We start from the raw sequence: 24,308 nt of genomic DNA, 5'->3' as shown, positions 1-24,308 counted from the left end.
CGTCTCACACGGGCTTTCGGAGCAGGAAGACGTGGTATCCGGCGTGGTCGCGGACGAACTCGCGCAGCTTCGGCATGGCGTCGTCCATGGCGGACGTGGTGTCGGAACCGTAGCGCGCCAGGATCCGGTCGTGGTTGTCGCGATACAGGACGTCCATCACTTCGCCGCACAGCGCCAGGTCCTGGGTGTGGTTCTCCAGTCGCACGAGTTCGAATCCGGCCTCGGCCGTGCGGCTCAGCAGGGTGGCCGGGTTCTGCGGCGGCAGGGACGTCCACACGGCGCGAAAGACGGCCAGGTGTTCGGGGGTGGGGTTCCCGCGTTGGGTGAACTCGGTGAACAGCAGTCGGCCGCCGGGCCGGAGGACGCGCAGGGCGTGCCGCAGTGTGGCGAGTTGGTCGTGCATGTGCGGGAACGAGTCGATGGCCCAGGCGGCGTCGTACGACTCGTCGGCGTGTTCCGCACCGAGGTTCATGGCATCGCCGAGGCGAAAACGCACCCGATCGTCGAGACCCGCCTGCCGGGCGCGTGCCTCGCACAGGGGAATCTGCGAACTGCTGACGGTGATTCCCGTGACCCGGGCGCCGGTTGCGCGGGCCAGCCGGACGGCGGGACCACCGGTGCCGCAGCCGATGTCGAGCAGGTGGTCGTCGGGTCCCAGGCCCAGGGCGTCGATGTAGTGGTCGGTCTGCTGATCCATACCGAGATTGGCCAGATCGAGCAGGCTGGAGGCGGGGGCGCGCCCGTCGGGCGGTGCCCAACTGCCCACGTGGATGGCGGAGTCGCCGAGAATGAGGCTGTAGAGGTCGCCGAACTCGTCGTACGAGGCGCCCACCTCCTCGGGGGTCGGCGCAGTCTGTGTACCTTCGAGGCTTTCATCCGCTGCCATGCCGCTCACGATAGTGGCGAACCCACGGCCCACAGAAGGCGATCGCCGGACATCGCCGTGCGACCGCTCCGTGCGAACGCCATCCGGGGCGTCGGGTGTCGGGCGAGGGCGCGCCGCGGACAGGCGGATGGCGCATCCCCGCCGCCGTGCGGGTGTCCCGGGTGCGCCGGGCAGCAGTCGGCCGTGGTGCTCGCGTGCCGCCCCGGCACCCACGCCCGGCACGCGCGTGCCCCCGTGGCGGCCACACCGGTGGAGGAATCGGCTGTGACGGTGGTCCGGAGCCGATGGCGCGTGGAGTGGTCCCGGTCGGCAGGCCGGCAGGGACCCGGCCGGAAACCGCTGCCTGCGGTCGGGCGTCGGCCTGTGGTGGGCATACCGGGATGTCGCGGGCCGACCTCGACCCGTGGGGGCGGACGGGCGTCGTTCGGTGTGCCGAGGCAACTCCGCGGCGGCCCCGAGGCGATGGTGGTCGTGGGCGGTCGGGTGGACGCGGAACCGCGGACGGCCCGCCGACGTCACATCACCATGGCAGAGTCGAATGCGCGACCACCCGCCGCACGGACGACCTACGTCGTCACCGCCGCACTGATCGCCGCCGTCTGCATCGGGATCGCACTGTGGTTCCTGTTCGCCGACGGTGACGACGACAAGCCCGAGGCGGGGGCCTCGATACCGACGGTGTCCGACACACCCGTCACCGCCCCCGTCACCCCACCCACCGCCACCTCGCCCACCTCGCCCACAGTTACCCCCGCCGGGACCCCGGCCACGACGACGACCGCACCATCGCGCACCGCAGCCCCCGCCACACCCGCCGACGGCCGCCTCGACACGCGGACCGTCTCCTTCGCCGACGCTCGCGGCCTCCCCAAGGTGTTCGCCGTCGCCGAATCGGCGACCCAGGACGCGAACGTCCTGGCCGCCGTGTTCGCGGGCAACCCGTCCAAACGTCCCGGCGAACCCGTGCCCACCACCGACTTCGCGCGCAACGTCGTGGTCACCGTGACCGTCGAGGCGGGCTGCCTCGACCCCGAGGGCGCCCGCCTGTACGCGAACGGGAACCGGCTCAGGCTCGACGTACGCCTCCCCGACCGCAGCGCCCCGCCGGAGTGCATCGCCCCCTACACCCGGCTCGCGCGCTTCGAGGTGCCGCGCACGTCGATGCCGAAAGCACCGCTCCTGAACGGCACCCCGCCCGCCACCCCGCCCGCGAACGCCCGCTCCTGACCGGCACGTCGATCATGTGACACAGACCTCCGCACAGACCGCGGGCCAACCGGACTCCGACTCGACGCCATGCGTCGGGGCGGAGGGCAACTCGGGTGCCTGCGGCTACCGGTGGGCGTCCGGTACGCCATGGTGGCCACCGACCACGAGGTGTTCGTCTTTCGGGTCCGCACCGAACCGGCCCGACCGGCGGACCACTTCGTCGTGTCCTCCTGCGTGCCGACGTCTCGCCGGGCGCCGCCGCAGCGCTCTGCGGCATACTCGCGTCTCGGTCAACTCCCCACCCCACACCCGGATTACGGGCGACCGGCGGCCGCGCGCGGTAGGGTCGGGCCGGGGAGTGGGAGAACGTGTTCTCGCGTTGGTCACACGGCGCGAGGCGTGGGGGGAGTGCGTCGTGTCCATGAGCGCGTGCCTGGAGATCCATCAGATCAACGTCAGCCAGGGCGACTCGGTTCTGATCATCAACCGCGACCCGGTCCGGGTGAAGGCGGCGATCGACGCCGCGCGCGCGAAGAACGCGGCGCTACCCGATCCCGGCGAGCCGATCGACCATGTGCCCTACGCCGTGCACTACGACATCCCGCTGAAGGGGACGGTCACCAAGGCGCTGCTGATCGACGGCGGCAACGACGAGTTCGGCGGCGACGTGGTGGATTACCTGAGCACGCACGGCGTCGTCGACACGTCCGTGGCGTACCAGCCGAACCTCTACGTGATGATCAGCCACTACCACGCGGACCACATGGACGGCTTGCGCAGCATCTTCAAGCGGCGCAAGAAGCCGGGCTCCACCGTACTCGTGCGCAACATGCACCCGGCACGCGTCTACCAGGCGGCCGGCAAACGGGCCGGGATGAGCGGCGGCTTCATCGCGCTCCAGACCGACATCAACGAGGCGATGACGGGCAAACCCAAGAAGGAACGCACGCAGTTGGTCGCGATCTTCCCCGGCGGCCTGGACACCGACGAGGACTACACCAAGGTGTGGGATCCGCAGGCCGGGACCGAGACCGACACGGCGGAGGTCTGGCTCGGAAATTCCGCGAGCGGGATCCGCATCTCCTTCCGGGTGATCGCGTCGGGCCAGGCCGTGCGCAAGAAGCCGTACGGTGGCAACGTCGTCGTGTCGTCCAAGACGAAGACGGTGGACCAGAACGACCGTTCCATCGTGGGGATGTTGTCGTACGGCTCGTTCCGGTTCTTCATGGGTGGCGACATCGCCGGCGACGGCGGCCCCGCAGGCGGGAACCGCGGCAACAACGACAAGGCGGCCCAGTTGTTGCCCAACGACGCGCTGAAGTCCTTCACCGCGCACGCCGACGTCGAATCCCCGGTCGGCGACGCCCTCGTGCGGTTCTTCCCCATGCCGCACAAGCGGCGGCCCGGCAAGGACAAGGCTGCGAGCGCGGGCTACGCGACGGTGATGAAGGCGAACCACCACGGCAGCAAGTCCAGCAACGACGTACGGCTGCTGGCCTCCGTCCAGCCCATGCTGTTCCTGATCAGCAGCGGGTTCCGCTCGCTGTTCCACCACCACCCGACGCAGCACGTGATCAACCGCACCAACGACAGGGTGACCCCGCAGTGGGTGGACCTGACCGGAGCGCGGATCACCAACTCGATCGTCCAGACCTACGTCACCGAGTGTGCGGACGTGGTCGTCACCTCGAAAGGCAGCACCAAGAGGTTCGGCGTGAACCTGCACGACGCGCCGATCATGGGGGACATCGTGGTACGGCCGGTCGACGAGTCGGTGCTGGCGCTGCGCGCGGCGGATCACAACGACTACCCGGACCTGGTCGTCCAGGTCTACGGCACCGGCACGCTGACCAATCTCGACCGCACCCGGACCACCCTACGGCCGACGGAGCCGCGCAACTCCGGGCCCGGGGACATCTATCCGATCGGCCCGTTCGTGCACGAGACCGAGTTCTGATCGCCTGTTCGTTCTCTCCGTCCTGTTCGTGCACCCGACCCGGCTCTGCTCGCTCTGCTCGCCGCGATCGCGCGGCCGCTGCCGCCCGGGCGATGCGCGCCCGGTCCCCTTGGAGTCGCCATGCCGTTCACCCTGGTCCAGCCCGATGCGGGGAACCCCCGATATCGCCTCGACGGCGTCTTTCCCGAGCCGGAGGTCGAGGCGACGCTCGGCACCACGTACTGGAAGCAGGGCCCGCACTGGATCGGCTTCGACGAAGGATTCTCCGAATCGGTGGTCGTCCGCGCCTACTTCGACCCCGCCGAGTATCGGGAACAGCAGCGCGGCTTCGGCACCGACCCGGCCGCCTTCCGATATGTCGGCTACCTCCAGTGCGCACAGTTCACGTTCCTCGGCACGCCGATCACCCCGGCGGCGTTCGGCGGCCGGGTCGCCGACCGACAGCCGTACGTCTTCGACCGGACGCAGAAGTACTTCGTCGACCTCGTGGACCCGGCGAACGCCCGGGCCTGCAACATCCCCGTGCCGCTGTACGCGTTCAACTCCCTGCTCACCGACGGTGATGTGCGCAGCATCGACGACCTGTACGTGCCGCACTCGCACGGGGCGTTGTGGGCCTCGGACCCCGACTTCCGGTACTCCGAGGCCGCCGTGCTGACCGCCGAGGTCCCGCCGGGGCTGCTCACCCCGGACGCCGTCGGGGACTGCCTCACGCCGGACAACCTGGTGCTCGCGCTGCCCGTGACGCCGGCGCAACTGGCCCACGCCGAGCCGTATCAGCTCGCGCTGCGGTCGCTGGCGACCACCGCGTTGCCCGGCGACGACGCGCCGTGGCTGCCCGACCTCGTCCGCGAGGAGGTGGCCGCCCAGGTCGTCGGCCGGTTCGTCCTGCTGACCCTGCCCGACGACGAGGAACTGGGCGACACGCTGGTCATCTACTCGCGGCCGGGGTTCGAGGACGACAGCGAGGTGTGCGTGCACGTGCTGTCCGAGTACGACATGGCCGAGCTGGTGGCGCGGACCGGCAACGAGGCGCTGTGGCGCATCAAGGAGCACCTGGATCCGTACGATCTCGGTTTGGCGGTGGACGGGTTGGCGCCCCCGCCGCAGGTGCGCGGCGCGCGGGGCCTGCTGGCACCGCCGTTCGCGTTCCCGCCGGAGACGTATCCGCTGGAACTGACGTACTGGATGTGCGCGGTCGGTGTCCGTGGCCGGGGTACCGCGACGCGCGGCAGCGCCAAGCTGCTGAGCGCGGTGCGGTGGTCGGCGCTGTACCGCTACGACGACGACCGGGGCCGGCTGGTGTTCGGGGCCGTGCGCCCGCCGCGGTGGGTGGACGACTTCGACGTGCCGGCCGCGCTGAGGCGCTACGACCAGGCCAAGCGGGAGGCGCCGACGGGGGCCGGGTTCGACACAGGCAATTTCACCCTCGCCGCACTCAAGCGGGACAGGTTCGGGGCCGGCCCGAAGCCGGTCTACGGCTGACCCGCCCGCCGGCCGTTCCCCGCCCCAACCCCTGCCGTGTGCACCGCCGACCCCATGTGAGGACCGATCCGCCATGCCCGACCCCACGGACGCCGAGATCCTGAACGCGCTGCGCGGTCGGCTGGTCGCGACCCGCGGCCCGGCCGCCGCACCGGGCACCTTCGCCTACCGGCTGGACGCGACCACTGTGCCGGGGCCGACCGGCGACGTGCTGCGCCAGACGCTCAACCGGCAGTTGCGGCTGTCCGCGGGTGCCATGCCGACCCTCGTGTCGGCGGGCTCCCCGAGCGTGGACGCGGGCGTGCTCCGGCTCACCGGCACCTCCGACGTGCTGACCGGCGACCCACTGACCGAGGTCTCCCTCGTCTTCACCGTGTCCGCGGACCGCGGCCTCCGGTGCGCGTGGACCGCGCGACCGCCCGCCGACTGGCAATTCACCGACTCGTTCCCCGAGTTGATGGAGTCGAGGTTCGAGTATCTGCCGCTCACCGACGCCGTGTTCATCGCGACCACGCACGCGCACGTCGACCCGGCGTTCTTCTTCCCTCTGTATCCGGGCGCCGGGTTGAACTTCCAGGCGACCCTCGCGGTGCGCAGCGACCTGCGGCCGGTGGGCGGCGCGGCCGGCGACACCGGCGTGCAGCGGGTCCGGATCGGCGGGCGGGTGGTGGCCACCGTCCCGGGAGTGCGGCCGTCGCTGCAATGGGGCAGCGAGGCCCCGCTGGGCCCGCTCACCGCGGCACGCTTCGGGCAGAGCCCGAGCACGGTGCGCTCGGGCAGGCTGCGGCTGGAGTGCGGGAGGGATCCGGCCGCCGACGTGCTGATCGTCCAGGGCAGCACCGGAGTGGGTCGCGCCACGGTCGAGTGCTCGGTGGATCTGCCGACTTCGGGTGCCGGCCGGCCGGTGCTGCGGATCACCGGCCCGCTCGCGAACGCGGGCTCGACGAGCGCGGCACTGGCTCTGTGCGGAGTGCCGGACGCCGCCGCGAAGCGGCTGCCCACGTCACTGCTGGACCTCGCCGGGGCCACGGTGACCGGCTACGCCGAGCAGGTGTCCCCGGCCGGTGACGAGGCGGGCCGCAGCACCGTCACGCTCGGCTTCGGCGCGGGCGAATGGACGCTGATACCGGGCGCGTTGGCGATATCCGGCGTCACGCTCGCCGTCACGGTCATCCGGGCGCCCGCCTACCCCACCGGAATCTCCGTCGCCTTCTCCGGGGCGATCTCCGGCACCGTGACCCTGGGCGGAAAGCCGTTCGCGGTGCGCGCGACGGTGCCGGCGAACGGCCCGTGGCGGGTGGAGATCGCCGACGACGCGGGCCGGCTGCTGTCCGAACTCGCCCGCCTGGACGGCCTCGCGGGTTTCGACGCCGCCCGGCTGACGGCCGCGCTGCCGCCGACACTGGTCGACGCCGGACGGCCGACCTCGGTGAGCGCGATCGCGTTGCTGGTCGACCCGGTGGCGCGTGAACTCCGGGAGGTCTCATGCACGATCGCCCAGCCGGGCGGGAGCGCGTGGCCGGTGCTCGGCGGCCTGCTGACGCTGTCGGGCTGGGCCGTCGACCTGACCGCGGTTCGGGACGCGGCCGGCGCCTGGACGGTGTCCGGCGCACTGCGCGGCCGGGCCGCGCTCGGCTCCGGGCCGCAGGCGCCCGCGTTCGACATGCGGCTGCCCGTACCCGCGCGCGACGACGAGCCGTGGACGCTCGTGCTCGACCGGGACACCCCCGTACGGCTGCCCTCGATCGGCCACGCGCTGGCCCTGCTCGGCGGCGACCCGACGGTGCTGCCCGCCGGGATCGCGACGCTCGGCGCACTGACCCTGACCCGGCTGGCCGTGGCCCTCGACCCGCGGACCCTCACGCTCACGCAGCTCTCGCTCGCGTTCGAACAGTCGGCCGACGCCTGGACGATCATCGACGGCAAACTCGCGGTCCGCGGTGTCTCCGCCGCCTTGGTGTTCGATCCCGAGACCGACCCGGTGGGCGTACTCGGCACCATCGACGGCGAACTGACGCTGTGCGGCAGCCCGGTGGACGTCACCGCCGTGAAGAACGACTTCGCGGGCGGCTGGCAGGTGCTGGCCGGATTCACGCACACCGTGCACGTGCCCGGCTTCGAAGCGCTCGACGGCTGGCTCGCCGGCCCGCGGGCGCGTGCCGCGCTGCCCGCCGCCCTGCCCCTCGCCAAGGGATTCGACGTGTGCCGGGTGGCGCTGGCGTTCTCCGGCGCGGCGGGCGGGGCGTTGGCCCGCTTCGGCTTCGCGGTGGAGGCCCCCGAGGCATGGACGCTGGTTCCCGGCCGCCTGGCCCTGACCGGGGTCACCGCCGAGGTGCGCAGTGCCTACCCCGTCACCGCGGACACCGTGGTCGCCGCCGTGTTCGGGACGCTCGCGATCGGCGCCACCGACATCCGGCTGGGCGCGGTCAAGCCGGCTCCGGGCCGGCCGTGGGAATTCACCGGACGCCTGGCAGGCGACCGGGTCCTGGACGTCGCCGAGACCGCCGCCGCAGTGGCGGCGCCGGACCGCACGCCCCTGGCCCTCCCGTCGGGCGCCAAGGATCGCGGGCTCTCGGACCGCGTCACGCTCACCGCCGCGGAGATCCGCGCGATCCCCGAGACCGGCGCGCTCCACCTCGAAGGCCGGGCCGAGTTCGACGCGTGGCGGATCCCGCTGGGCGCCGCGAAACTGCCGGTGACCTCGATCGGCGCGACCCTGGACCTGCCGAGCCGGGCCGCAGCCGCGAGCGCGAGCGTGACCGGCACACTGGAGTACGCGGGGCTGCGCGCCGCGGTGACCCTGGCGCTCGGCGCGGCGTCCGCGCCCACCGTGCTCACCGGCACGGTCACGGTCGCCGACGCACCGCGCGTGTCGATCGCCGCGCTGACGGACGGGGTGTGTACCCCCGCGGCGGGCACGGGATGGCGGGCCGTCGCGCCGGGCAGCCTGGCGCCGTCGACGTTCGGCTCCGCCTCGCTCCACCTGAACGCGACCACCTCGCAGCTCATGTTGTCGGGGCAACTGGCCCGGCAGGGCGCCGTCCCCGCGTGCAACGCCTTTGTCTACCTCGCCCCGGATCCGCGCCCCGGGCAGGGCGGGCGCATGCACTACGCGGTGTCGCTGGTGGTCGGCGCGGGCTTCCGGTTCGACTCGATACTGCCCGCCGCGTGGAAGGTCGACGACCGGCTGCGGGTCGGCGAGGCACATCTGGTGGTGTCGGATCTCGCGGGCACCACCCTGGGCGAACTGAGCCGCGCCACCGCGCCGTTGCTCGAACGCGCCGGATTGTCGCCGGCGCCGCTGAAGAATCTCGGCGACCAGGCGCTGACACTGTCCACCGGGGTGGCCTGCGCCGTGCGGATCGACTTCGCGCGGACCGCGCTGTTCGCGCACCTGCTGGAGATCGGCATCGGTGCGGCGACGCCGACACTGTGGTTGACGGCGATGATCGAACACGCCGACCCCTCGCGCACGGTCTTCACCGCCGACCTGCCCGACATCACGATCGCGCGCACCGTCCGGCTCACCCACACCCCCGACCGTCCGCGCGGCATCCGGGTCGAATACCGGCCGGCCCTGGCCGATCGGGTGGAACTGGCGGGTCGAGTCGAGCTGGTCGAGATCTTCGGGCGCACCTACGCCTTCGACGTGACTCTGGTCGCGGACGCCGCCGGGCTCACCACCCGAGTCCGACAGGGCACCGCGGACACCGTGCCGGCGCCGTTCATGCTGCGCGGTCTGGCGCTCGAACACCTCAGTGCGGACATCGCCTACCGATGGGCCGTTCCGGCCGCGCCCGGCCGCCCGGCCGTCCCGCAGACGTCGACGGTCATGATCCGCGGCCGGGTGCTGCTCGGGCCCGCACCCCGCACGGGCGAGCCGGACCGGCGGCTCGACTGCGCCGCGCGGCTCGTGCTCCGCGACGGCGTCCCGGTGCTCTACGACGTCTCGTTGGCCGCCGACTGGTCGCTCGCCGGGTTCCTCGCCCAGTGCTTCACCGGAACGTCCGCGACCCGGCCCGGCACGCTCATCGACGTCGGACTCCGGTCCGGCACCCGGATCTCGTACTACGAGGCGGACCGGGACCCGGGCGCCACGCTCCGAGCCCCCGACGGCACGGTGCCGCGCGACGGGTACACCATCGACGCCCGGCTCACCGTGCGCCTGATCGCCGACCTCGACCTGCACGCCATCGTCACGGTCCTGCGCGACCCCAGGACCGGCCAGTGGGACCGCGTCGCGGCGACCGCGGTATTGGACGCGCCGCTCGACCTCGGGTTCATGTCGCTGGCGGGCACGACCCGCCCCGGCGGCAGCGGGACGTACCAGGGCGGCCCCGAACTCGGCTTCGAGACCGGGCCCTCGGCGACGGCGCGGTTGTCGGCGGGCATCAACTTCCTGGGCGAGGCGTTCGCGGTGGCGTCCGTGTCCGTGGCGCCCGGGCACGACGGGGGACGGGTGTTCACCGGGCGGCTCACGTCCCTGCGTTCCCTTCCCCCGTTCGGGCCGCTCGCCTGCGGGTTCCGCTACAGCACCCATCCGGCGGGCGCGGGTGCCGAGTTCGCGCTCGACGGGTGGCCGTCGTTCGGCCTCGCGGAGAACCTGGTCGACTTCGTGTCGGCGATCAAGGCGCTCGCGGACGCCGAATCCCTGTCGCTGTGCGGGCCGTTGGGCAAGCTCGTCGCCCGGCACGCGGTGAACACCTCGTACACGGTGACGCCCGCGGTGACCGCGGTGGGCGACGACCTCGTCTTCAGCCTCACCGGCACATGCTCCCTCACCCTGGTCGGGGCCGACGCCCCGTTCCTCACCTCGGCCTTCCCGGCGTTCGCCGTGCACGTCCCGACGACCACCCGGTGGGACCGGCTTCCCGGCGTCCTCGCCGACGGGATCCGCGGCGCCGCCGCGCAGTTCGCCCGGGCACTGCTCGCGGACCCGGCGAAGATCGCCCTGTTCCTGGCGCTGGTCGTCGGGGAGGAGGCCCTCGACGTCGCCACCGTCCTGCTGTGCGACGGGCTGATCACCAGTGCGGCCGTCGAGGGGGTCGAGGCCGCCGCGCTGGTGCTCGCGACGATCGGAGCCGGGGGCATCCTGGGGTCGGCGACCGTCGCCACGCTGGCGGCGGCCATCGCGAAGGCCGTCTCCGACGCGGCAAGCCACGGCGGGCCCGGCACGAACGGCGGGATCGGCACCCCGGCGCTGCACGAGGCCGGCTACGACAACGGCACGGTCGCCGCGCGCTGGGCCGGCGCGAGCCGCGCCGCCGGGTACACGCTGGCCGTGTTCCGCCCCGACGGCACCCAACTGGCGAGCCGCAACCTGGGCCTGGTGCTCCAGGGCGCACTGCCGCTGGACCCGAACACGCTGCCGCCCGGCGACTATCCGGTACGGGTCAGGGGCATCCGAGGCCCCCTGAGCGGACTGTGGTCCGAGCCGCTCGTGCTGAGCAAGCCGGCCCCGCCGACGGCGACCCTGGCCTACGGGCGCTCGCAGCTCGTCGCGACCGGCACGCCGCAGGCCGGCACCGAGCAGGTGGTCATCCGGGTGTTCGACCCGAACGGCGTGATGCTCGCAAACGAGGTGAGGCCGGCCTCGGCCCCGACGCTGACGGTGCCGCTGCCGGTGGCCGCCGGCAGCGCCGTCCCGCTCGCGCAGCCGGTGCGGGGCGCGTACACGGTACAGGCGCAGGCACTCGGGCACGGGCACTTCCCGGGGGCGTGGAGCCCGCGGGTGCCGTACACCGTCCTGTCGCAACCGGCGCCGACGATCCTGTCCGTCACGCAGTCCGCGGGGGACTTGACGATCGCCTGGAACACCCCGGTGCCGTGCGACGTGGCCGTGGTCGACCCGACCACCAACAAGGCCGTGGCCACCTCCACCGGAGTCCTGAACGGGCGTGTCACGCTGAGCCCTTCGCCCGCGCCGGTCTCGGGGCGGGCGTACTACGTCCATGTATGGGTGAACAACCCGGGCGTCGGAATGAGCGGATGGGCCGGCCGGGTGTTCAACGCCTGGGTGGTCGCCGCCCCCGCGCGCGCCGAACTGCGCAACGACCTGGGCACGGTCACCGCGTCGTGGACGGCGGTCGCCACGCCGGCGGGCGCACCCGCGGCACCCACCTACACCTACGAACTGGTCGACTCCTCCCCGGGCTCGGGCCCCTACGCGGTCGGCGGCGGCAAGGAAATCGTCGGCACCGACGCCCGCGGGGTCGTGCTCGCCGACGGACGCGCCCTGCACACCCGGTCGACCTACCGGATCCGGGTGCGGGCCGAGATGTACGGCAACACCAGCGCGTGGACGACCTCGCCCGGCCTCCTGCTGGTCACCCTGCCGCGACCGCTCACCCCGCAACTCACCGCCGACGACGCGGAACTCACCCTGGTGTGGACGGACCCACCCAACATCGTCGCCGACGCCGCGCGCACCACCCTGACCCTCACGAACTCCGAAGGCCCGCTGCCGGCCGGCGCCGTCGTGCAACTCGGCTACGAGGCGGTGCTGTCGTGCGGCGGGGCCGAGGTCGGACGGGCCCGGGCGATCACCGCGCGCGGCCTCGTGCTGCGCCGCGCCGACGGCCGCCGGCCCGCGCCGGGGGAGGAGTACACGGCCCAGGTGCGGCTGGCCACTCCGCAGACCACCGGGCCGTGGGCGCCTGCCACGGGGGTGGTCGTCCTGGGGGCCGTCCGCGACGCGCGGGCCTACGGGCTCCCGCCCAAGCAGAACCCGGTGTCGGTCTCCTGGACGGCCCCCATCGGCCCGCTGCCGCCCGGCCTCCACTACGAGGTCGTCGCCATCCGCGACCGCGACGCACTGGGCCGGCCGCTCGAAGGCGCGGCCCGCACGATCACCACGACCACCGTCACCCCGACTTCCGCCGACGCCCCGGCCGCCACGACCCGACTCGCCACCACGAACTGGTTCGGCTACTACATCGTTCGCGTCCGCGCCCGCACCCTCCAGGCCGGCGGCCCCTGGTCCGATGCGGCCACCCTGGCCTTCCGCGACCCGGGAACTCCCTGACGCGGACGCCGAGATGCGGGCGGGTGCGGGTGCGGGTGCGGGTGCAGGTGTGTGCGGGCGGTCTCGCGGTATCGGCTTCTCCCATCGGATTTCACGGCCTCTCCGTGCCATCCGTCGACCCCGGTCGGGTAGCGTCCCAGGATGACCGTGACATTCGACGAGGCCGTCCGCGCCCGGCTGCAAGCCCCCAACATCTGGTACGTCGGCACCGTGTTCCCCGACGGAGCCCCCCAGGTCAGCCCGATGTGGGTGGACCTGGAAGGTGAGGGGGAGTTGACGTTCAACACCTCGGCGGGTCGGGTGAAGGAGGAAAACCTGCGCCGAGACCCCCGCGTCTACCTCTCGCACGCGGACACCGCCGACCCCTTCGACCGCGTGCAGATCAGCGGCGTGGTGGCCCGCTTCGTCGACGGTCGGGAGGCGCACGACCGGATGGACGTACTGGCCCGCAAGTACCTGGGCGTCGACCGCTTCGAGTGGACCATGCCGGGGGAGCGGCGCATCGCGGTGATCGTGCGCCCGCTCAAGGTGCGGCACATCGTCGGAGTGGAACGATTCCGGCCCGGCGGCCCCGTCCCCGCTTCCTGAAGGACTTCCTGCGTCGCCTCGAACGCTTCGGCGACTCGGCCGGGCGGAAACTGTCGACGACTTGAACGCTCGTACGGGTGTGCGATGTTCGGTGGGAGCGGTAGCGTCGGCTCGTGGAACGTTGCCCCGCTGCGCACGACGACGACCCGGTTCCTTGCGAGGGCCCAGCCGACGCGGTCCGCGTCGTGGATCAGCTCGGCGCCGAGACGCTCGCCTGTGTCCGGCACGGCGCCGTCCTGTACGCGTCGCTGCTCGAACCGCACGTGTACCCGGGCCCCGGCGGACGAGACGGCGACGCCGCCGAGGTGCACCACCTGGGCCGCGCGCTGCGCCCGTTCGCCTTCGCCGCCGACGAAGACCACGACATCACTCGCGAGATCGAGACCTACCTGAGGTATCGAGGCGCCTGACCGAGGGCGGACGAGCGGGGGAGGCCGTGCCTGCCCTCCCGCGGCGGAAAGCGTCGAGACCGCGGCCAAGACCGCATGGCCGGTCGCCGCTCGCGGTGCGTCCCTGTCGCGCGGAGGCAGGGGTGCCCGGGGCGGAAGGCGGGCGCGGGGTGCCCGCCGATCTGCGGTGTTGGAGCCGGGGCCACCCCGACACGGCCCGGATGACGTCGGGTTGCTGCGCCGAACGGTGCCGTCCGCGGCGTGCGGAACGCAGTCGACGGGAGCGCCCGGGATGCGGAACAAGGCGCCCCGGTGTTCGCGCTACCGGAAACTACGGGTGGCCGTGGTGCTGTTGGCGGTCCTGGTTGCCAGGCTCGGGGGCTCGTTCCGCAGGTGACCGGCGCGCCGGCCGGAGTCGGCCGACAGGCGAACGGCTTCGAGTCGGTCCAGGTCCGCGACTCGGCCCGGGAGCACTTCGGCGGCTCCCCCTGCCCAGGACCGTGAGCCACGACGCGCGCCGGCCGACGAGTCGCTCGACCGGAGCGGCGGTTCGGGGGTGGCGGCGGGCAGTTCGGCCGCGCGGCCGACGACGTGAGGCGCGTGTCCGCGTCAGGCCGTCTGCCCGTTTCACACGGCCCGGGTCGGCGAAGTGCCGTCGGCCGAGGCGGACTCGGCGCGGTGCGTGCATCCACCCCGACCATGACGGCTCCGCCGGGCCGGATGATCTCGGACACCCCTGCACCCCGCAGATCGGCCATCGGGGGTCGACAGGAGCTCCTCGGCGATGTCGCACCTCGGAGGACGAAGCCGCGGTCCGATGTGGTCGGCGCGCGGATCGTGCGGCGAACTCCCGCCGGTGGAAGCCATGTTGGGGTGTCGTGTCCGTGCCCGGAGAACGTGGGCGGCTGCCGCTGCTCGGGGATACGTTTCGGGAGAGAGTTGCCCGGAAAGCTGGTGTCGGCCGGTACAACGGACCCGGGAGGTCCGGCCTGAACCGGGAGTCGGACCCGCTCGTGTCGGACATGCATCGCGCCGTCAAGCGGGCCCTCGATCCCGCAGGAATCCTCAAGCCGGGCAAAGTCTTCGCGATGGACAACCGATGGCAGGGCGGTCTCCCCACCGCATGCGAGCCGGGTACCCCGCGCTGCCGACGCGGCGCGGGGTGCATTCGATGTTCGGGGACGAAAGGGTGTGGGCGGCCGTGTTACCCGGGGGCTGAACCGCCGGCGAGTTCGGTTGCCGCGTGGTCGCACCAGGTGAGGCCGGCCCGGGCCTGGCCGAGGCCGTAGGCGCGGAGCAGGGGTCGGGTGGCGGTGCCTGCTTCGGATTCGAAGTACGCGATCCAGCCGAGGAATTCGCGGCGCTTGTGGGCGATGAGGGCGAGTGCGTCCGTCGAGGACAGCGTGTCGACGAAGGTGAGCTTCAGCAGCGCCTCGTCACGCAGCCGGGGTGGGCCGGGCGGGGCGGCCAGCCAGTCGTGCAGGGCGGCGCGGCCCGCGTCGGTGGCCTGCCAGATCGTCTGGTTGCGGGGCCCGGAGGTGCCGAGCGGCTCGGTCAGGCCGAGGTCCTGTAGTTGTTTGAGCTGCGGGTAGAGCTGGGCGTAGCTGACGCCCCAGAAGGCGTCGACCTGGGCGAGCGCGGCCTGTTTGATCTCGTAGCCGGAGCGGGGCTGCAGCACGATGAAGCCGAGCGCGGTCCACCCGGTCTCGGTCAGCGGCGGCAGGGGTGCGGATTCGGTCACGGCTCTTGCCTCCTCAACATGCATGGCATATATGTATCCCAGTTATATCGGATCGCGTGGAGGTGCCACTCATGGAGCGACTGATTCTGGCCGACGCGACCGTATTGGACGGCGTCAATCCGTCTGCGGCGGGGCGGACCGTGGTCGTCGAGGGCGATCGCATCACGGCGGTCACGCCCGGCACGGTGGTGCCCCGGGACGGAGACCGGGTCGTGGACCTGGCCGGGCGGACGGTCATGCCGGGCATGTTCACCTGCCACTTCCACGCCACCTACCACGAGCTGGGGTCGCGGCCGAACGTGCCGTACGGCAACGAATACCCGCCCTCGTACCAGGCACTGATCGCGGCGAAGAACCTCGACACCGCGCTGGCGCACGGCTACACGTCCGTGATCGGCGCGGGCGCCGCCAACGAGGTCGAAGGCGGCGTGAAGCGGGCGATCGAGGACGGGATGACGCCCGGCCCCAGGTTCTGGCCCTCCGGTCGTGAACTGTCGACGACCGGGCACGCCAACGACGGGGTGCCGTGGCACTGGGGCATGCCCGCGCCCGGCGCGGTGCGGCTGTGCGACGGGGCCGAGGGCTTCCGGTACGGGGTACGCGAGGAGATCAAGCGCGGCGCCGAGGTGATCAAGCTGTTCGTCACCGGCGGGCACGGGACCACGGCGCCCAAGGACCGCATCGAGATGACGCGCGACGAGCTGGCCGCCGCGATCGAGACCGCGCACTCGCGCGGCGCGCTGGTGCGCGCCCATCTGGTCAACAAGCCCGCCATCATGATGGCCCTGGAGCTGGGCATCGACATCGTGGACCACTGCGACGAGATGGACGACGAGGTCATCGCGGCGCTGGTGGACACCCGCGCGTTCGTGGTCCCGTCGCTGCACTTTCCCAAGCACTTCCTCGAAGTGATGGGTGCCGGCCTGGGGTTCGCGGCGGACGCGATCCGCGCCGACCTGGAGAGCATGTACGCGGCGATCCCCAAGGCCCAGGCCGCCGGCGTGCGGTTCGTCCTCGGCGACGACTACGGCGCGGTCGGCTTCGCGCACGGCCTGTACGGGCGGGAGTTTCGCCTCTACACCGAGCACGCGGGCATCACCCCGGCGGAGATCGTCGGCTGGGCCACCCGCAACGGTGCCGAACTGGTCGGCCGCGCCGCCGACCTCGGCACCGTGGAGACGGGCAAGCTCGCCGACCTGCTCATCCTGGACGCCGATCCCACCGTCGATCTCGCGGTTCTCGCCGAGGGCACGCCCCGGGCGGTCCTCAAAGGCGGCGAACTCGTGCACGGGCAGTTCCCCGGCTGACCACACGTGCCCCGACCGGCACCCCCGTACCCACAAGACAGAACCGCAGCACGGAGGTTTTCCATGGCGACCGCGATCGGCTCCATCCACCAGCTCGGCTACGTGGTCCGCGACGTCCGCGCGGCGATGCGGCACTGGACCGAGAACCTCGGCGTCGGGCCGTTCTTCCACTTCCCCGACGCCGGCATCGTCAACACCTACTACCTCGGGACGCGCACCGACGCGCGCATCGCGGTCGGCATCGCCTACTCCGGCGACCTGCAGATCGAACTGATCCAGCAGCTCAATCCCGAAGCGCCCAGCGCCTATACGGAGTTCCTCAGTGAGCACGGCGAAGGGCTGCACCACCTGTGCCACTTCACCACCGAATACGACGCGTACGTGCGCCGCTTCGCCGACGCCGGCGTCGAGCCGTACCACTGGGGAGACGCCGGGCCGCAGGCGCGGTTCGCGTACTTCCCCACCGAAGGGCACGGCGGTTCGGTCGCGGAAGCCTACGAGAGCACGCTGCACGGCGACTTCTTCGCCATGATGCGCGACGCCGCCCGCGACTGGGACGGCACCGACCCGGTTCGCGAGGTGACCCTGTGATGAAGGCGGTGCGCAACACCGCCGACGGCATCCGGGTCCTGGAGGTTCCCGAACCGGCGGACCGCAACGGGGTGCCGCCGGTGGAGGTCACCGTCGTCTCCACCGCCATCTGCGGCAGCGACCTGCACCTGATGGCGATGGGCCCATCCCCGGTCACCCCCGGCCACGAGTTCGCCGGCCTGCTGCCCGACGGCACCCCCGTCGCGGTGCGCCCGTACCTTCCGTGCGACGCCTGCGACCAGTGCGCCGCCGGGGCCGGCCAGCTCTGCCGGACCGGCGGCGAACGCCTGCTGGGCGTCGCGATCGACGGCGGCATGGCCGAACGCGTCCGGGTCGATCCCGGAGCGCTGTTCCCGCTCGTCGACACCTCGGGCGCCGGCGTCGACCCGCGTGACGGCGCCCTCGTCGAACCGCTCGCCGTCGCCCTGCACGGCCTCAACCGCGCCGGCGTGACCGCCGGCCGGCGCGTGCTGGTGATCGGCGGCGGCCCGATCGGACTGTGCGCCGTCGCCGCCGCCCGCCACCTCGGCGCCGACGTCGACCTGACCGAACCGCGGCCACACCGCGCCGAAGCCGGCGAAGCGCTCGGCGCCCGCATCCGCGCCACCGGCGAATACGACACGGTCCTCGACGCCGCCGCCGTCCAATCCTCCTTCGACCTGGCCGTCGCCCACCTGCGGCCACGTGGCACCCTCGGCCTGCTGGGCACGTTCTGGACGCCGGTGGCGATGGACTACACGACCCAGATGAAAGAGATCACCATCGTCCCCGCCTTCATGTACGGACACCACCACGGCGCACCCGAGTTCGCACAGGCCACCGACATCCTGCGCGCCGTACCCGACTTGCCTCGGGTCCTGATCACCCACCGCTTCCCCCTCGACGAAGCCGCCCGCGCCTTCGCCGTCGCCCAGGACCCCGCCGCCGCAGCGATCAAGGTCGTCCTCGAACCCTGAGCGGAACCCCGCACACGCGCCCCCACCCTCACCGGCCACGCGCCTCACGCTCCACGGCCCGCCGCTGCGCCGGGACCGCAACGGATGCGGGTCGCCGAGGCTCGGCGTCCGCGTGGCCGGGGGCGGACCGGGCGATCGTGCCCTCGCACCGGAGTGGTCGGGGCGGGCGGGCCAGGCGTCGGTGATGGTGTCGGTGTCGGGTCGGTCGGGGTGCGCCACGTCAGGACGGCGGTGCCGCCCATGCGGGTGAGTTCGTAGCGGTCGCCGCGCAGTCGGGTGGCGTGGGGCGCGGCGGATTCCGTCGGCGTCGCGGTATCTGTCGGAGACCGTGTACTGGTTGCGGAACGTGCGCCATTCCGGTGTCGGCGTCCGGGAGCCCACGGCGGTCGGGACGTGGTGGTCGCTGCGGTGCCAGACGCCTTGGAGGCCGCGACGGGGAGGCCGTAGCCCGACATCGCCTCGGTGGGGGCCGGCACGGTCTCCAGGGACCGGTAGGCGGCGTACGCGGTTACGGGCAAGGTTTGGTGGTTCGTGTCTGCACCGGGTTCGGGGTTCCGTGTGTCCGGTGGGGTGGGTGTCGGGTTTCCGGGCTGTGCCAAGTGTGTTCGGTCATGGGGCGGGTTCCACGGCGTGCAGGACTGTTCGGTCCTCGTTCCCGGTGAGCAGGAGCGCGCGGCCGGTGTTGACGGCCCAGGGGACGGCGGTGTGGTCCGGCATCGTGAGGGCGCCGCGGACGGTCAACGCGACGGGGTGGCCCTCGCGGGTGCCGTAGACGCGATCGCCGGCGACGGAGCGGGCGACGGCGCCCGGGGTGACCGACGCGCGTCCTTCGGCGAGGTCGACGACGACGGGTCCCAGGGCCGCGAGGGGGCCGTCGTCGGAGCGGATCCAGGTGTTCGAGAGGGATCCGGCGGGGGCGTCGGCGTGGGCGAGTACCCGGCCGGAGGAGGAGTCGTGGACGGCGAGTGTCTCGGTGTCGTCCCGGGGCCCGGACCACACGACGGCGACCGACCCGTGTCCGCCGCCGGCCACGCGGAGCATGCGCGCGCCGGGGTGCGGCGGGACCGGGGCGACCCCGCGTGTCGTGCCGTCGAAGCCGAGCAGTTCCCAGGGTCCGACGGCGCGTCCCGCGAGGACGTGCGTGGCGTCGGCGGCCATCGCGACGGTTCCGGGGGGCACCCGGACGGGGACGAGGACGCCGCCGCGCAGCGCGGCGGCCGATCCGTCGGGTCCGGTCACCAGGGGGAGGGCGCCGGCGTAGCTGACGCGGGCGCCGGGCGCGAGCGCGACGGTGTCGGGCGGGCTCCAGGGGCGGGGGCCGCCATGTGTGGGCCACACCACGAGTCCGTCCCGGGTCTCGGCGACGAGTACCGGCGCGGTCGGGTCGCCGGTGGCGTGGAGCGCGAGATGGCCCGCCGGCAGCGGTTCGCCGGCTTCCTCGATCCGCCCGTCTCGGGGATCGAGGAGGGCGACGCGACGGTCCGGCGTGAGTACGGCCAGGACGTTCCCGAGCGCGGCCACGCTCGGGCGGCCGGCTCCCGGCGGTGCGATCGACCGCGTCCAGGCGGACGTTCGTTGCCAGCCGGCCGGGGAGGTGAATGCGGCGGTCTCGGCACGCGAGGTCGTGCCCGGTCCGGGGTCGGCGGGTTCGTCGTCCGGCCACGCCAGGACCGCGGCGACCGTGACCGCCGCGGCGATCGCGAGGCCGATCGCGGCCGGGGTGACGCGGGGGAGGGACCGGGTCGCACGCCGCCGTGCGCGACCGGGGCGCGCGGGCGTGGTCGAGGGTGGCCGCCCGGTGGGCGGCGGGGCGGTCTCGGGCGGGTCCGGCGTCTCGTACGGATCGTGTTCGTGGGTGAGGTGTCCGTCGGGGTCGGCCCGTTGCCCGTCGAACTCGTCGTCGTCGGTCGCCGCGGCGTCCTCCCCGAACGTCGGGGCGTGCGCCTGGTCGTCGGGGGCCTCGTCGTCGGGTTCGGGATCGGGATGGGGTTCGGCCAGGAACGTGAGCGTCCCGTCCGGGTCGACGAGGAGTGGGTAGTGCGTGCCGTCCGGATCGATGTCGATCGCGCGTACGGGCCGGTCGAGGAGGGAGGCGGTGAAGCGCACCTCGTCGATGGCGGCGTGCCGGGCCTGCGTCCCCTCGGGAACGTGGACGGGCGTGCCGTCCACGGTCGCGGTGCCGTCCTGGGGGTACTCGATGACGAACAAGGGCGTGGCCGGGACGGCGGAGGCGTGGGTGGTCAACGGTTCTCCCGCGTTCTCGGGCGATTGGGGCGGGTGCGGTCGTGGCATGGGCGAGGCCCGGACGGCGCGCGGGTGGCCCGGCGGGGGCCGGACGGCGCGCGGGTGGCCCGGATCGGAAGGCCGCCCCGCGCGGACTGCGGCGCCTGACGTCCCGGCGCGCGGGGGCTTCGCCTTCGTGGGGCGGGACGCGTACGGGGCCGCGGGGCATCGCGCCGGGTCCGGCCGGGTGGCGGTTGTTCCGGTCGGACGTGTTCGGGACCGTCCCGCGCGTCGACGCCCCCGTCCGACGTCTTCGGTCCGACGTCCCGGGGGGAGACGGGGTCCGACCCCGCGACCAGGACGATCCTCTCGGCCACGGTCGGCTCCTCGCTGTCGTCGATCGAGTGGTCCCGGCCCTCGGCTCCCGCACCGTCGGCGCCCGCGCCTCTCGCGATACCGGTTCAACGAGCGGCCCACGCCCCGGCAACGGATCGGTCGCCCGATCGCGTTGGCGACGACACCGAACGGCCGGCCCGCCGCGCCCGCCCCGCGCCGAAAGACGCCCGAGCCCCGACCCCGAACCCCGACCCCGAATCCGTCGACACCACGCCGCCGATTCCGTGTCCGTCGACGTCGCACCGCCGACCCCGTGAACCATCCACCGCGATCAGCGACTCGCCCCGTGAGGCCACCACGGCACCCGAGTGACTCCCCGAGCGTCCGCGCGTTACCCCCTACGGGACAGACCTCGTGCTCACGGAGGAATACGTGCATATCACCCGACCGGCCGCCGCGACGGCTCTCCTGCTCCTGCTCCTGGCCGCCTGTGACACCGCGCCGGCCACCGGCCCCACCCAAGCCCTCGATCCCGCCCTGGCCGCGAACAGCGCGCCTCTCCCCGACGCCGGCACACCCCGGCTCCCGCCACCCGCCACCCTCCCCCTCGGCCCGACCGGCCCCGCGACACCCCCGCCCCCGGCGCCGTCCACCACGCCGCCCGACCCGCGCGGGGACACCCGACCGGCCGGATCCCCCCAGCCGCCCCGCGGATCCGGCACCTCGGGCCGTGTCGACCGTCCCCCCACACGACCCGACCGCGTCACCTCCCGACCGGACGCGGTCGACCCCTGGGCCGCCTGCGGCTTCGGAGTCCGCTTCGCCGGCGGCAAGGACGATTCCCCCCAGGCCCGCATCTGCCGCCCCAACCACGGCTGACTCCCCCCGAACGACGCCCGGCACCCACCCGAACACTCGATCCGGCCGCCATCGACCGCTACGGAGACCGCCTCGACATCGTCCCCGTCGACCTCGGCAGCCACCACTTCCCGGTCGAGTCCCCCCAAGCCACGGCGAAACTCCTGACGGCCATCCGCAACCGACGCGACCTCGGTGTGGGCCGTGGCCGATCCACGGCCCGCATCGCCCACGGCTCACGGCCCGACCCGGACGGCAGTGTCGAACCAATCACCGGTCACGGATCCCAATCGGCCCTGCCGACCGGCCACTTCACCCGCAAGGTAAAGAGTTCGACCGTGCCCAGCCCGCTGCGCCGGCGGAACGTCACCATCCCCAACCGGGTGTCGCACCGTCCCCGGAATGCAACCGCAGGCCGCCCGCAGGAAGGATGCACACCAACTCCCCAGGACGGGGGCCGGGCGGAACGGTTCCCTGGGTGCGGACGACGGCGGCCGGCAGACCCTCGCGCCGTCGGCGATTCCCTTCGGCGACCTGAACGCACCCCGCCAGGCCGACCACACCGACATCGACGAGATGGTCCAGGCGTTCGCCCGGGACGGGTCAGCGGGTGCGTTCGTAGTGGCGGCGTGCCTTTTCGCGGTTGCCGCAGGCGGCCATCGAGCACCAGCGGGCGCGGTTGGCGCGGCTGCGATCGAGCAGGAACAGTTGGCACTCGTCATTGGCGCAGGCGCGTAGCCGGCCGGGCAGTTGCTTCTCGGCGGCGGCCCAGGCGAGAACGACCTCGACGGCCAGGCGGGCGTGCGGGGGAGTCTTGACGGTCCACTCAAGACCATCCGAAGTGAGTTCCGGGACCTGGTGGACGCCTTCGAGCAGCGGGCACAATGCGGTGGGCGGGCTGTCTCCGCGCACTACGTCCCGCAGGATGTCCCGCGTTTCACGCAGCAGCGCCAATTCCGCGAGGCTGCCTTCGCCGTCGTGCTCCCGCGCCCAGCGTCTGCCTCCGGCCGGATCGCCGAGCGCGTCCTGTTCCTCGCCGTTGACCAGTGGCCTGCTGTTGAGCAGGTCCAGCAGCGTGTCCATCGGGTGCCGCTCCCTTCCGACTAACCAGATCGAGTCGTTTGACAGGTTAGCTCACTCGTGCTTGCATGACGAGAAGCTAACCGGATCAAACACGTGAAGGGGTTAGAGAATGCGCTCGGTGCACCACCGGACCGCCACCGTCGACGGCCATGAGATCTTCTACCGCGAAGCCGGCGCCGCAGACGCCCCCGCGATCGTCCTGCTGCACGGCTACCCGACCAGCTCGTTCATGTTCCGCGAACTCATCCCGCTGCTGGCCGACGACTACCACGTCATCGCGCCGGACCACCTCGGCTTCGGCCACTCCGACGCCCCCCTCGTCGAGGACTTCACCTACACCTTCGACGCCCTCACCGAACTCACCTCCGGACTGCTCGACCAGCTGGGCCTGGACCGCTACGCCCTCTACGTCCAGGACTACGGCGCCCCCATCGGATGGCGCCTCGCGCTCAAGCACCCCGAACGCATCTCCGCCCTCGTCACCCAGAACGGCAACGGCTACGAGGACGGTTTCGTCGAGTCGTTCTGGACCGACGTCTGGGCCTACGGGGCGAACCCCGGTCCCGACACCGAACCCGCCGTTCGCGCCGCGCTGAGCCTCGACGCCATCCGCTGGCAGTACGTGCACGGTGTGCCCGATCCGAGCCTGGTCAGCCCGGACACCTGGGAGCACGACTTCGCCCTCGTCTCCCGCGAGGGCAACGACGAGATCCAACTGGCGCTGTTCCGCGACTACCGGAACAACCGCCCGCTCTACCCGCTGCTGCACGAATTCCTGCGTGCCGGCGAGGTCCCGGTGCTCGCGGTGTGGGGCCGCAACGACGAAATCTTCGGCCCGGCGGGCGCGCGGGCCTTCGCCCGGGACGCCAAGGACGCGGAGGTGCATCTGGTCGACGGCGGTCACTTCCTGCTGGAGAGCCACCTGGACGTCGTTGCGGGTTACCTGCACGGCTTCCTCGGGCGGGTGCTGCGATGAGAGCCCGGTGGGGCCGCGTCGGATACCGGGCGAAGCACCCGGCCGCCGGTGGACCCGCACGGGCCGCACCGGCCGCAGGGGTGATCGGTTCCGTTCAGTTCTGTTCCAGGACGAATACGGCGCTGGTTTCCGGTGCCAGGGCCTCGAAGACGTGGGGGATGTCGCCGCGGTAGCTCACGTAGTCGCCGACGTCGAGTTCGACGGCCTGGTCGAGAGGCCCTGCCATCGCGCGTCCGGCGGTGAGGACGACGTGTTCGATCGTTCCCGGCAGGTGCGGTGAGGACCGGCGGGCTCTGCCGGGTTCGGCGCGGATCCGGTAGATGTCGCACTGCGCTTCCGGCGCGCAGGATGCGAGCAGTGTGGCCGTGTAGTCGGATTCCTCCGCGTGGGTGGGGCTCCCCTCGTCGGCGCGCAGGATGCGGATGGCGGGGCGCGGCGGTGTGACCAGCCGGCTGAACGGGACGCCGAGCGCCACGCTGAGCGCCCATACGGTCTCCACTCCCGGATTGCCCGTACCGGCCTCCAGTTGCGACACGGTGGCCTTGCTCAGACCTGCGAGGCGGGCGAGTTCGCTCAGTGACAGCCCCCTGCGCTGTCGCTCGCTGCGAACCGCGGCCGAAATCGCTGCGACGGGTGATGCCATGGGGGACGACTCCAGAGGCTTGTGGGTTCGACGCCGGCGTGGCCAGTGGCCCGGCA

General features: G+C 72.7%; 17 protein-coding genes. 12 read left to right on the top strand and 5 right to left on the bottom strand.

The annotated features are described in order from the left end of the window. Positions 1-4: 4 nt before the first annotated feature. Positions 5-886, bottom strand: coding sequence for a methyltransferase domain-containing protein (locus ACFXMF_RS13375; RefSeq protein ID WP_360310094.1), 882 nt, complete (start codon positions 884-886; stop codon positions 5-7). Positions 887-1,411: 525 nt separating this feature from the next. Between ACFXMF_RS13375 and ACFXMF_RS13370 the strand changes: the two genes are divergently transcribed. The 7 genes from ACFXMF_RS13370 (at position 1,412) to ACFXMF_RS13340 (ending at position 14,827) form a co-directional block, all read left to right on the top strand. Next, positions 1,412-2,113, top strand: coding sequence for a hypothetical protein (locus tag ACFXMF_RS13370; protein ID WP_360310096.1), 702 nt, complete (start codon positions 1,412-1,414; stop codon positions 2,111-2,113). Between the two features lie 397 nt (positions 2,114-2,510). Next, positions 2,511-4,052, top strand: coding sequence for a hypothetical protein (locus ACFXMF_RS13365; RefSeq protein WP_379988980.1), 1,542 nt, complete (start codon positions 2,511-2,513; stop codon positions 4,050-4,052). A gap of 120 nt (positions 4,053-4,172) precedes the next feature. Then, positions 4,173-5,537 (top strand): hypothetical protein, encoded by a 1,365-nt coding sequence (locus ACFXMF_RS13360; RefSeq protein ID WP_379988981.1) that lies wholly within the window; start codon positions 4,173-4,175, stop codon positions 5,535-5,537. A gap of 73 nt (positions 5,538-5,610) precedes the next feature. Continuing rightward, on the top strand, positions 5,611-12,561 hold the full coding sequence (locus tag ACFXMF_RS13355) for a hypothetical protein (RefSeq protein ID WP_379988983.1): 6,951 nt from the start codon (positions 5,611-5,613) through the stop codon (positions 12,559-12,561). A gap of 141 nt (positions 12,562-12,702) precedes the next feature. Further along, entirely contained in the window at positions 12,703-13,149 is a 447-nt protein-coding gene (locus ACFXMF_RS13350; RefSeq protein ID WP_360310106.1) for a TIGR03618 family F420-dependent PPOX class oxidoreductase, read from the top strand. A gap of 113 nt (positions 13,150-13,262) precedes the next feature. After that, complete coding sequence (locus tag ACFXMF_RS13345) at positions 13,263-13,559, top strand: hypothetical protein (RefSeq protein WP_360310108.1); 297 nt, start codon at positions 13,263-13,265, stop codon at positions 13,557-13,559. Between the two features lie 200 nt (positions 13,560-13,759). Continuing rightward, positions 13,760-14,827 (top strand): FAD-linked oxidase C-terminal domain-containing protein, encoded by a 1,068-nt coding sequence (locus ACFXMF_RS13340; protein ID WP_379988988.1) that lies wholly within the window; start codon positions 13,760-13,762, stop codon positions 14,825-14,827. Here the strand turns inward: ACFXMF_RS13340 and ACFXMF_RS13335 are convergent. Continuing rightward, positions 14,743-15,279 carry a PadR family transcriptional regulator gene (locus ACFXMF_RS13335; protein ID WP_360310112.1) on the bottom strand — a complete coding sequence of 179 codons (537 nt, stop codon included), beginning with the start codon at positions 15,277-15,279 and terminating at the stop codon, positions 14,743-14,745. The genes ACFXMF_RS13340 and ACFXMF_RS13335 overlap by 85 nt on opposite strands. Before the next feature lie 71 nt (positions 15,280-15,350). Here ACFXMF_RS13335 and ACFXMF_RS13330 point away from each other — a divergent pair, with 71 nt between their 5' ends. The 3 genes from ACFXMF_RS13330 (at position 15,351) to ACFXMF_RS13320 (ending at position 18,133) form a co-directional block, all read left to right on the top strand. Further along, on the top strand, positions 15,351-16,586 hold the full coding sequence (locus ACFXMF_RS13330; protein ID WP_379988985.1) for an amidohydrolase family protein: 1,236 nt from the start codon (positions 15,351-15,353) through the stop codon (positions 16,584-16,586). 63 nt (positions 16,587-16,649) lie between these two features. Next, positions 16,650-17,177, top strand: coding sequence for a VOC family protein (locus ACFXMF_RS13325; protein WP_379988986.1), 528 nt, complete (start codon positions 16,650-16,652; stop codon positions 17,175-17,177). Beyond that, positions 17,177-18,133, top strand: a complete 957-nt coding sequence (locus ACFXMF_RS13320) for a zinc-binding dehydrogenase (protein ID WP_360310118.1) — start codon at positions 17,177-17,179, stop codon at positions 18,131-18,133. The genes ACFXMF_RS13325 and ACFXMF_RS13320 overlap by 1 nt, the downstream gene beginning before the upstream one ends. A 609-nt stretch (positions 18,134-18,742) precedes the next feature. Here the strand turns inward: ACFXMF_RS13320 and ACFXMF_RS13315 are convergent. Then, the gene (locus tag ACFXMF_RS13315) at positions 18,743-20,377 is read right to left on the bottom strand and encodes a hypothetical protein (protein ID WP_380018092.1); all 1,635 of its coding nucleotides are present in this window, start codon (positions 20,375-20,377) and stop codon (positions 18,743-18,745) included. A 747-nt stretch (positions 20,378-21,124) separates the two neighbouring features. Here ACFXMF_RS13315 and ACFXMF_RS13310 point away from each other — a divergent pair. Next, complete coding sequence (locus tag ACFXMF_RS13310; RefSeq protein WP_360310122.1) at positions 21,125-21,571, top strand: hypothetical protein; 447 nt, start codon at positions 21,125-21,127, stop codon at positions 21,569-21,571. Positions 21,572-22,153: 582 nt separating this feature from the next. Here the strand turns inward: ACFXMF_RS13310 and ACFXMF_RS13305 are convergent. Next, positions 22,154-22,633: a CGNR zinc finger domain-containing protein gene (locus ACFXMF_RS13305; protein ID WP_379991209.1), complete on the bottom strand. Its 480-nt coding sequence runs from the start codon at positions 22,631-22,633 to the stop codon at positions 22,154-22,156. Between the two features lie 109 nt (positions 22,634-22,742). Between ACFXMF_RS13305 and ACFXMF_RS13300 the strand changes: the two genes are divergently transcribed. Then, positions 22,743-23,609 carry an alpha/beta hydrolase gene (locus tag ACFXMF_RS13300; protein WP_360310126.1) on the top strand — a complete coding sequence of 289 codons (867 nt, stop codon included), beginning with the start codon at positions 22,743-22,745 and terminating at the stop codon, positions 23,607-23,609. Positions 23,610-23,703: 94 nt separating this feature from the next. On the opposite strand, the gene ACFXMF_RS13295 is transcribed toward ACFXMF_RS13300, so the two are convergent. Beyond that, positions 23,704-24,252: a helix-turn-helix domain-containing protein gene (locus ACFXMF_RS13295; protein ID WP_360310128.1), complete on the bottom strand. Its 549-nt coding sequence runs from the start codon at positions 24,250-24,252 to the stop codon at positions 23,704-23,706. Positions 24,253-24,308 lie beyond the last annotated feature (56 nt).

The organism is Embleya sp. NPDC059213 (genome assembly GCF_042754445.1).
Lineage (GTDB): Bacteria > Actinomycetota > Actinomycetes > Streptomycetales > Streptomycetaceae > Embleya.
Note: the sequence above shows the minus strand (reverse complement) of the source record. Positions and strands in the feature narration are given on the sequence as shown.

Excerpts from the sequence above, each read along its gene's own strand:
- ACFXMF_RS13375 (WP_360310094.1), bottom strand. The coding sequence starts at position 886 with ATGGCAGCGGATGAAAGCCTCGAAGGTACACAGACTGCGCCGACCCCC.
- ACFXMF_RS13370 (WP_360310096.1), top strand. The coding sequence starts at position 1,412 with ATGGCAGAGTCGAATGCGCGACCACCCGCCGCACGGACGACCTACGTC.
- ACFXMF_RS13360 (WP_379988981.1), top strand. The coding sequence starts at position 4,173 with ATGCCGTTCACCCTGGTCCAGCCCGATGCGGGGAACCCCCGATATCGC.
- ACFXMF_RS13355 (WP_379988983.1), top strand. The coding sequence starts at position 5,611 with ATGCCCGACCCCACGGACGCCGAGATCCTGAACGCGCTGCGCGGTCGG.
- ACFXMF_RS13350 (WP_360310106.1), top strand. The coding sequence starts at position 12,703 with ATGACCGTGACATTCGACGAGGCCGTCCGCGCCCGGCTGCAAGCCCCC.
- ACFXMF_RS13340 (WP_379988988.1), top strand. The coding sequence starts at position 13,760 with ATGACGTCGGGTTGCTGCGCCGAACGGTGCCGTCCGCGGCGTGCGGAA.
- ACFXMF_RS13330 (WP_379988985.1), top strand. The coding sequence starts at position 15,351 with ATGGAGCGACTGATTCTGGCCGACGCGACCGTATTGGACGGCGTCAAT.
- ACFXMF_RS13325 (WP_379988986.1), top strand. The coding sequence starts at position 16,650 with ATGGCGACCGCGATCGGCTCCATCCACCAGCTCGGCTACGTGGTCCGC.
- ACFXMF_RS13320 (WP_360310118.1), top strand. The coding sequence starts at position 17,177 with ATGAAGGCGGTGCGCAACACCGCCGACGGCATCCGGGTCCTGGAGGTT.
- ACFXMF_RS13305 (WP_379991209.1), bottom strand. The coding sequence starts at position 22,633 with ATGGACACGCTGCTGGACCTGCTCAACAGCAGGCCACTGGTCAACGGC.
- ACFXMF_RS13300 (WP_360310126.1), top strand. The coding sequence starts at position 22,743 with ATGCGCTCGGTGCACCACCGGACCGCCACCGTCGACGGCCATGAGATC.
- ACFXMF_RS13295 (WP_360310128.1), bottom strand. The coding sequence starts at position 24,252 with ATGGCATCACCCGTCGCAGCGATTTCGGCCGCGGTTCGCAGCGAGCGA.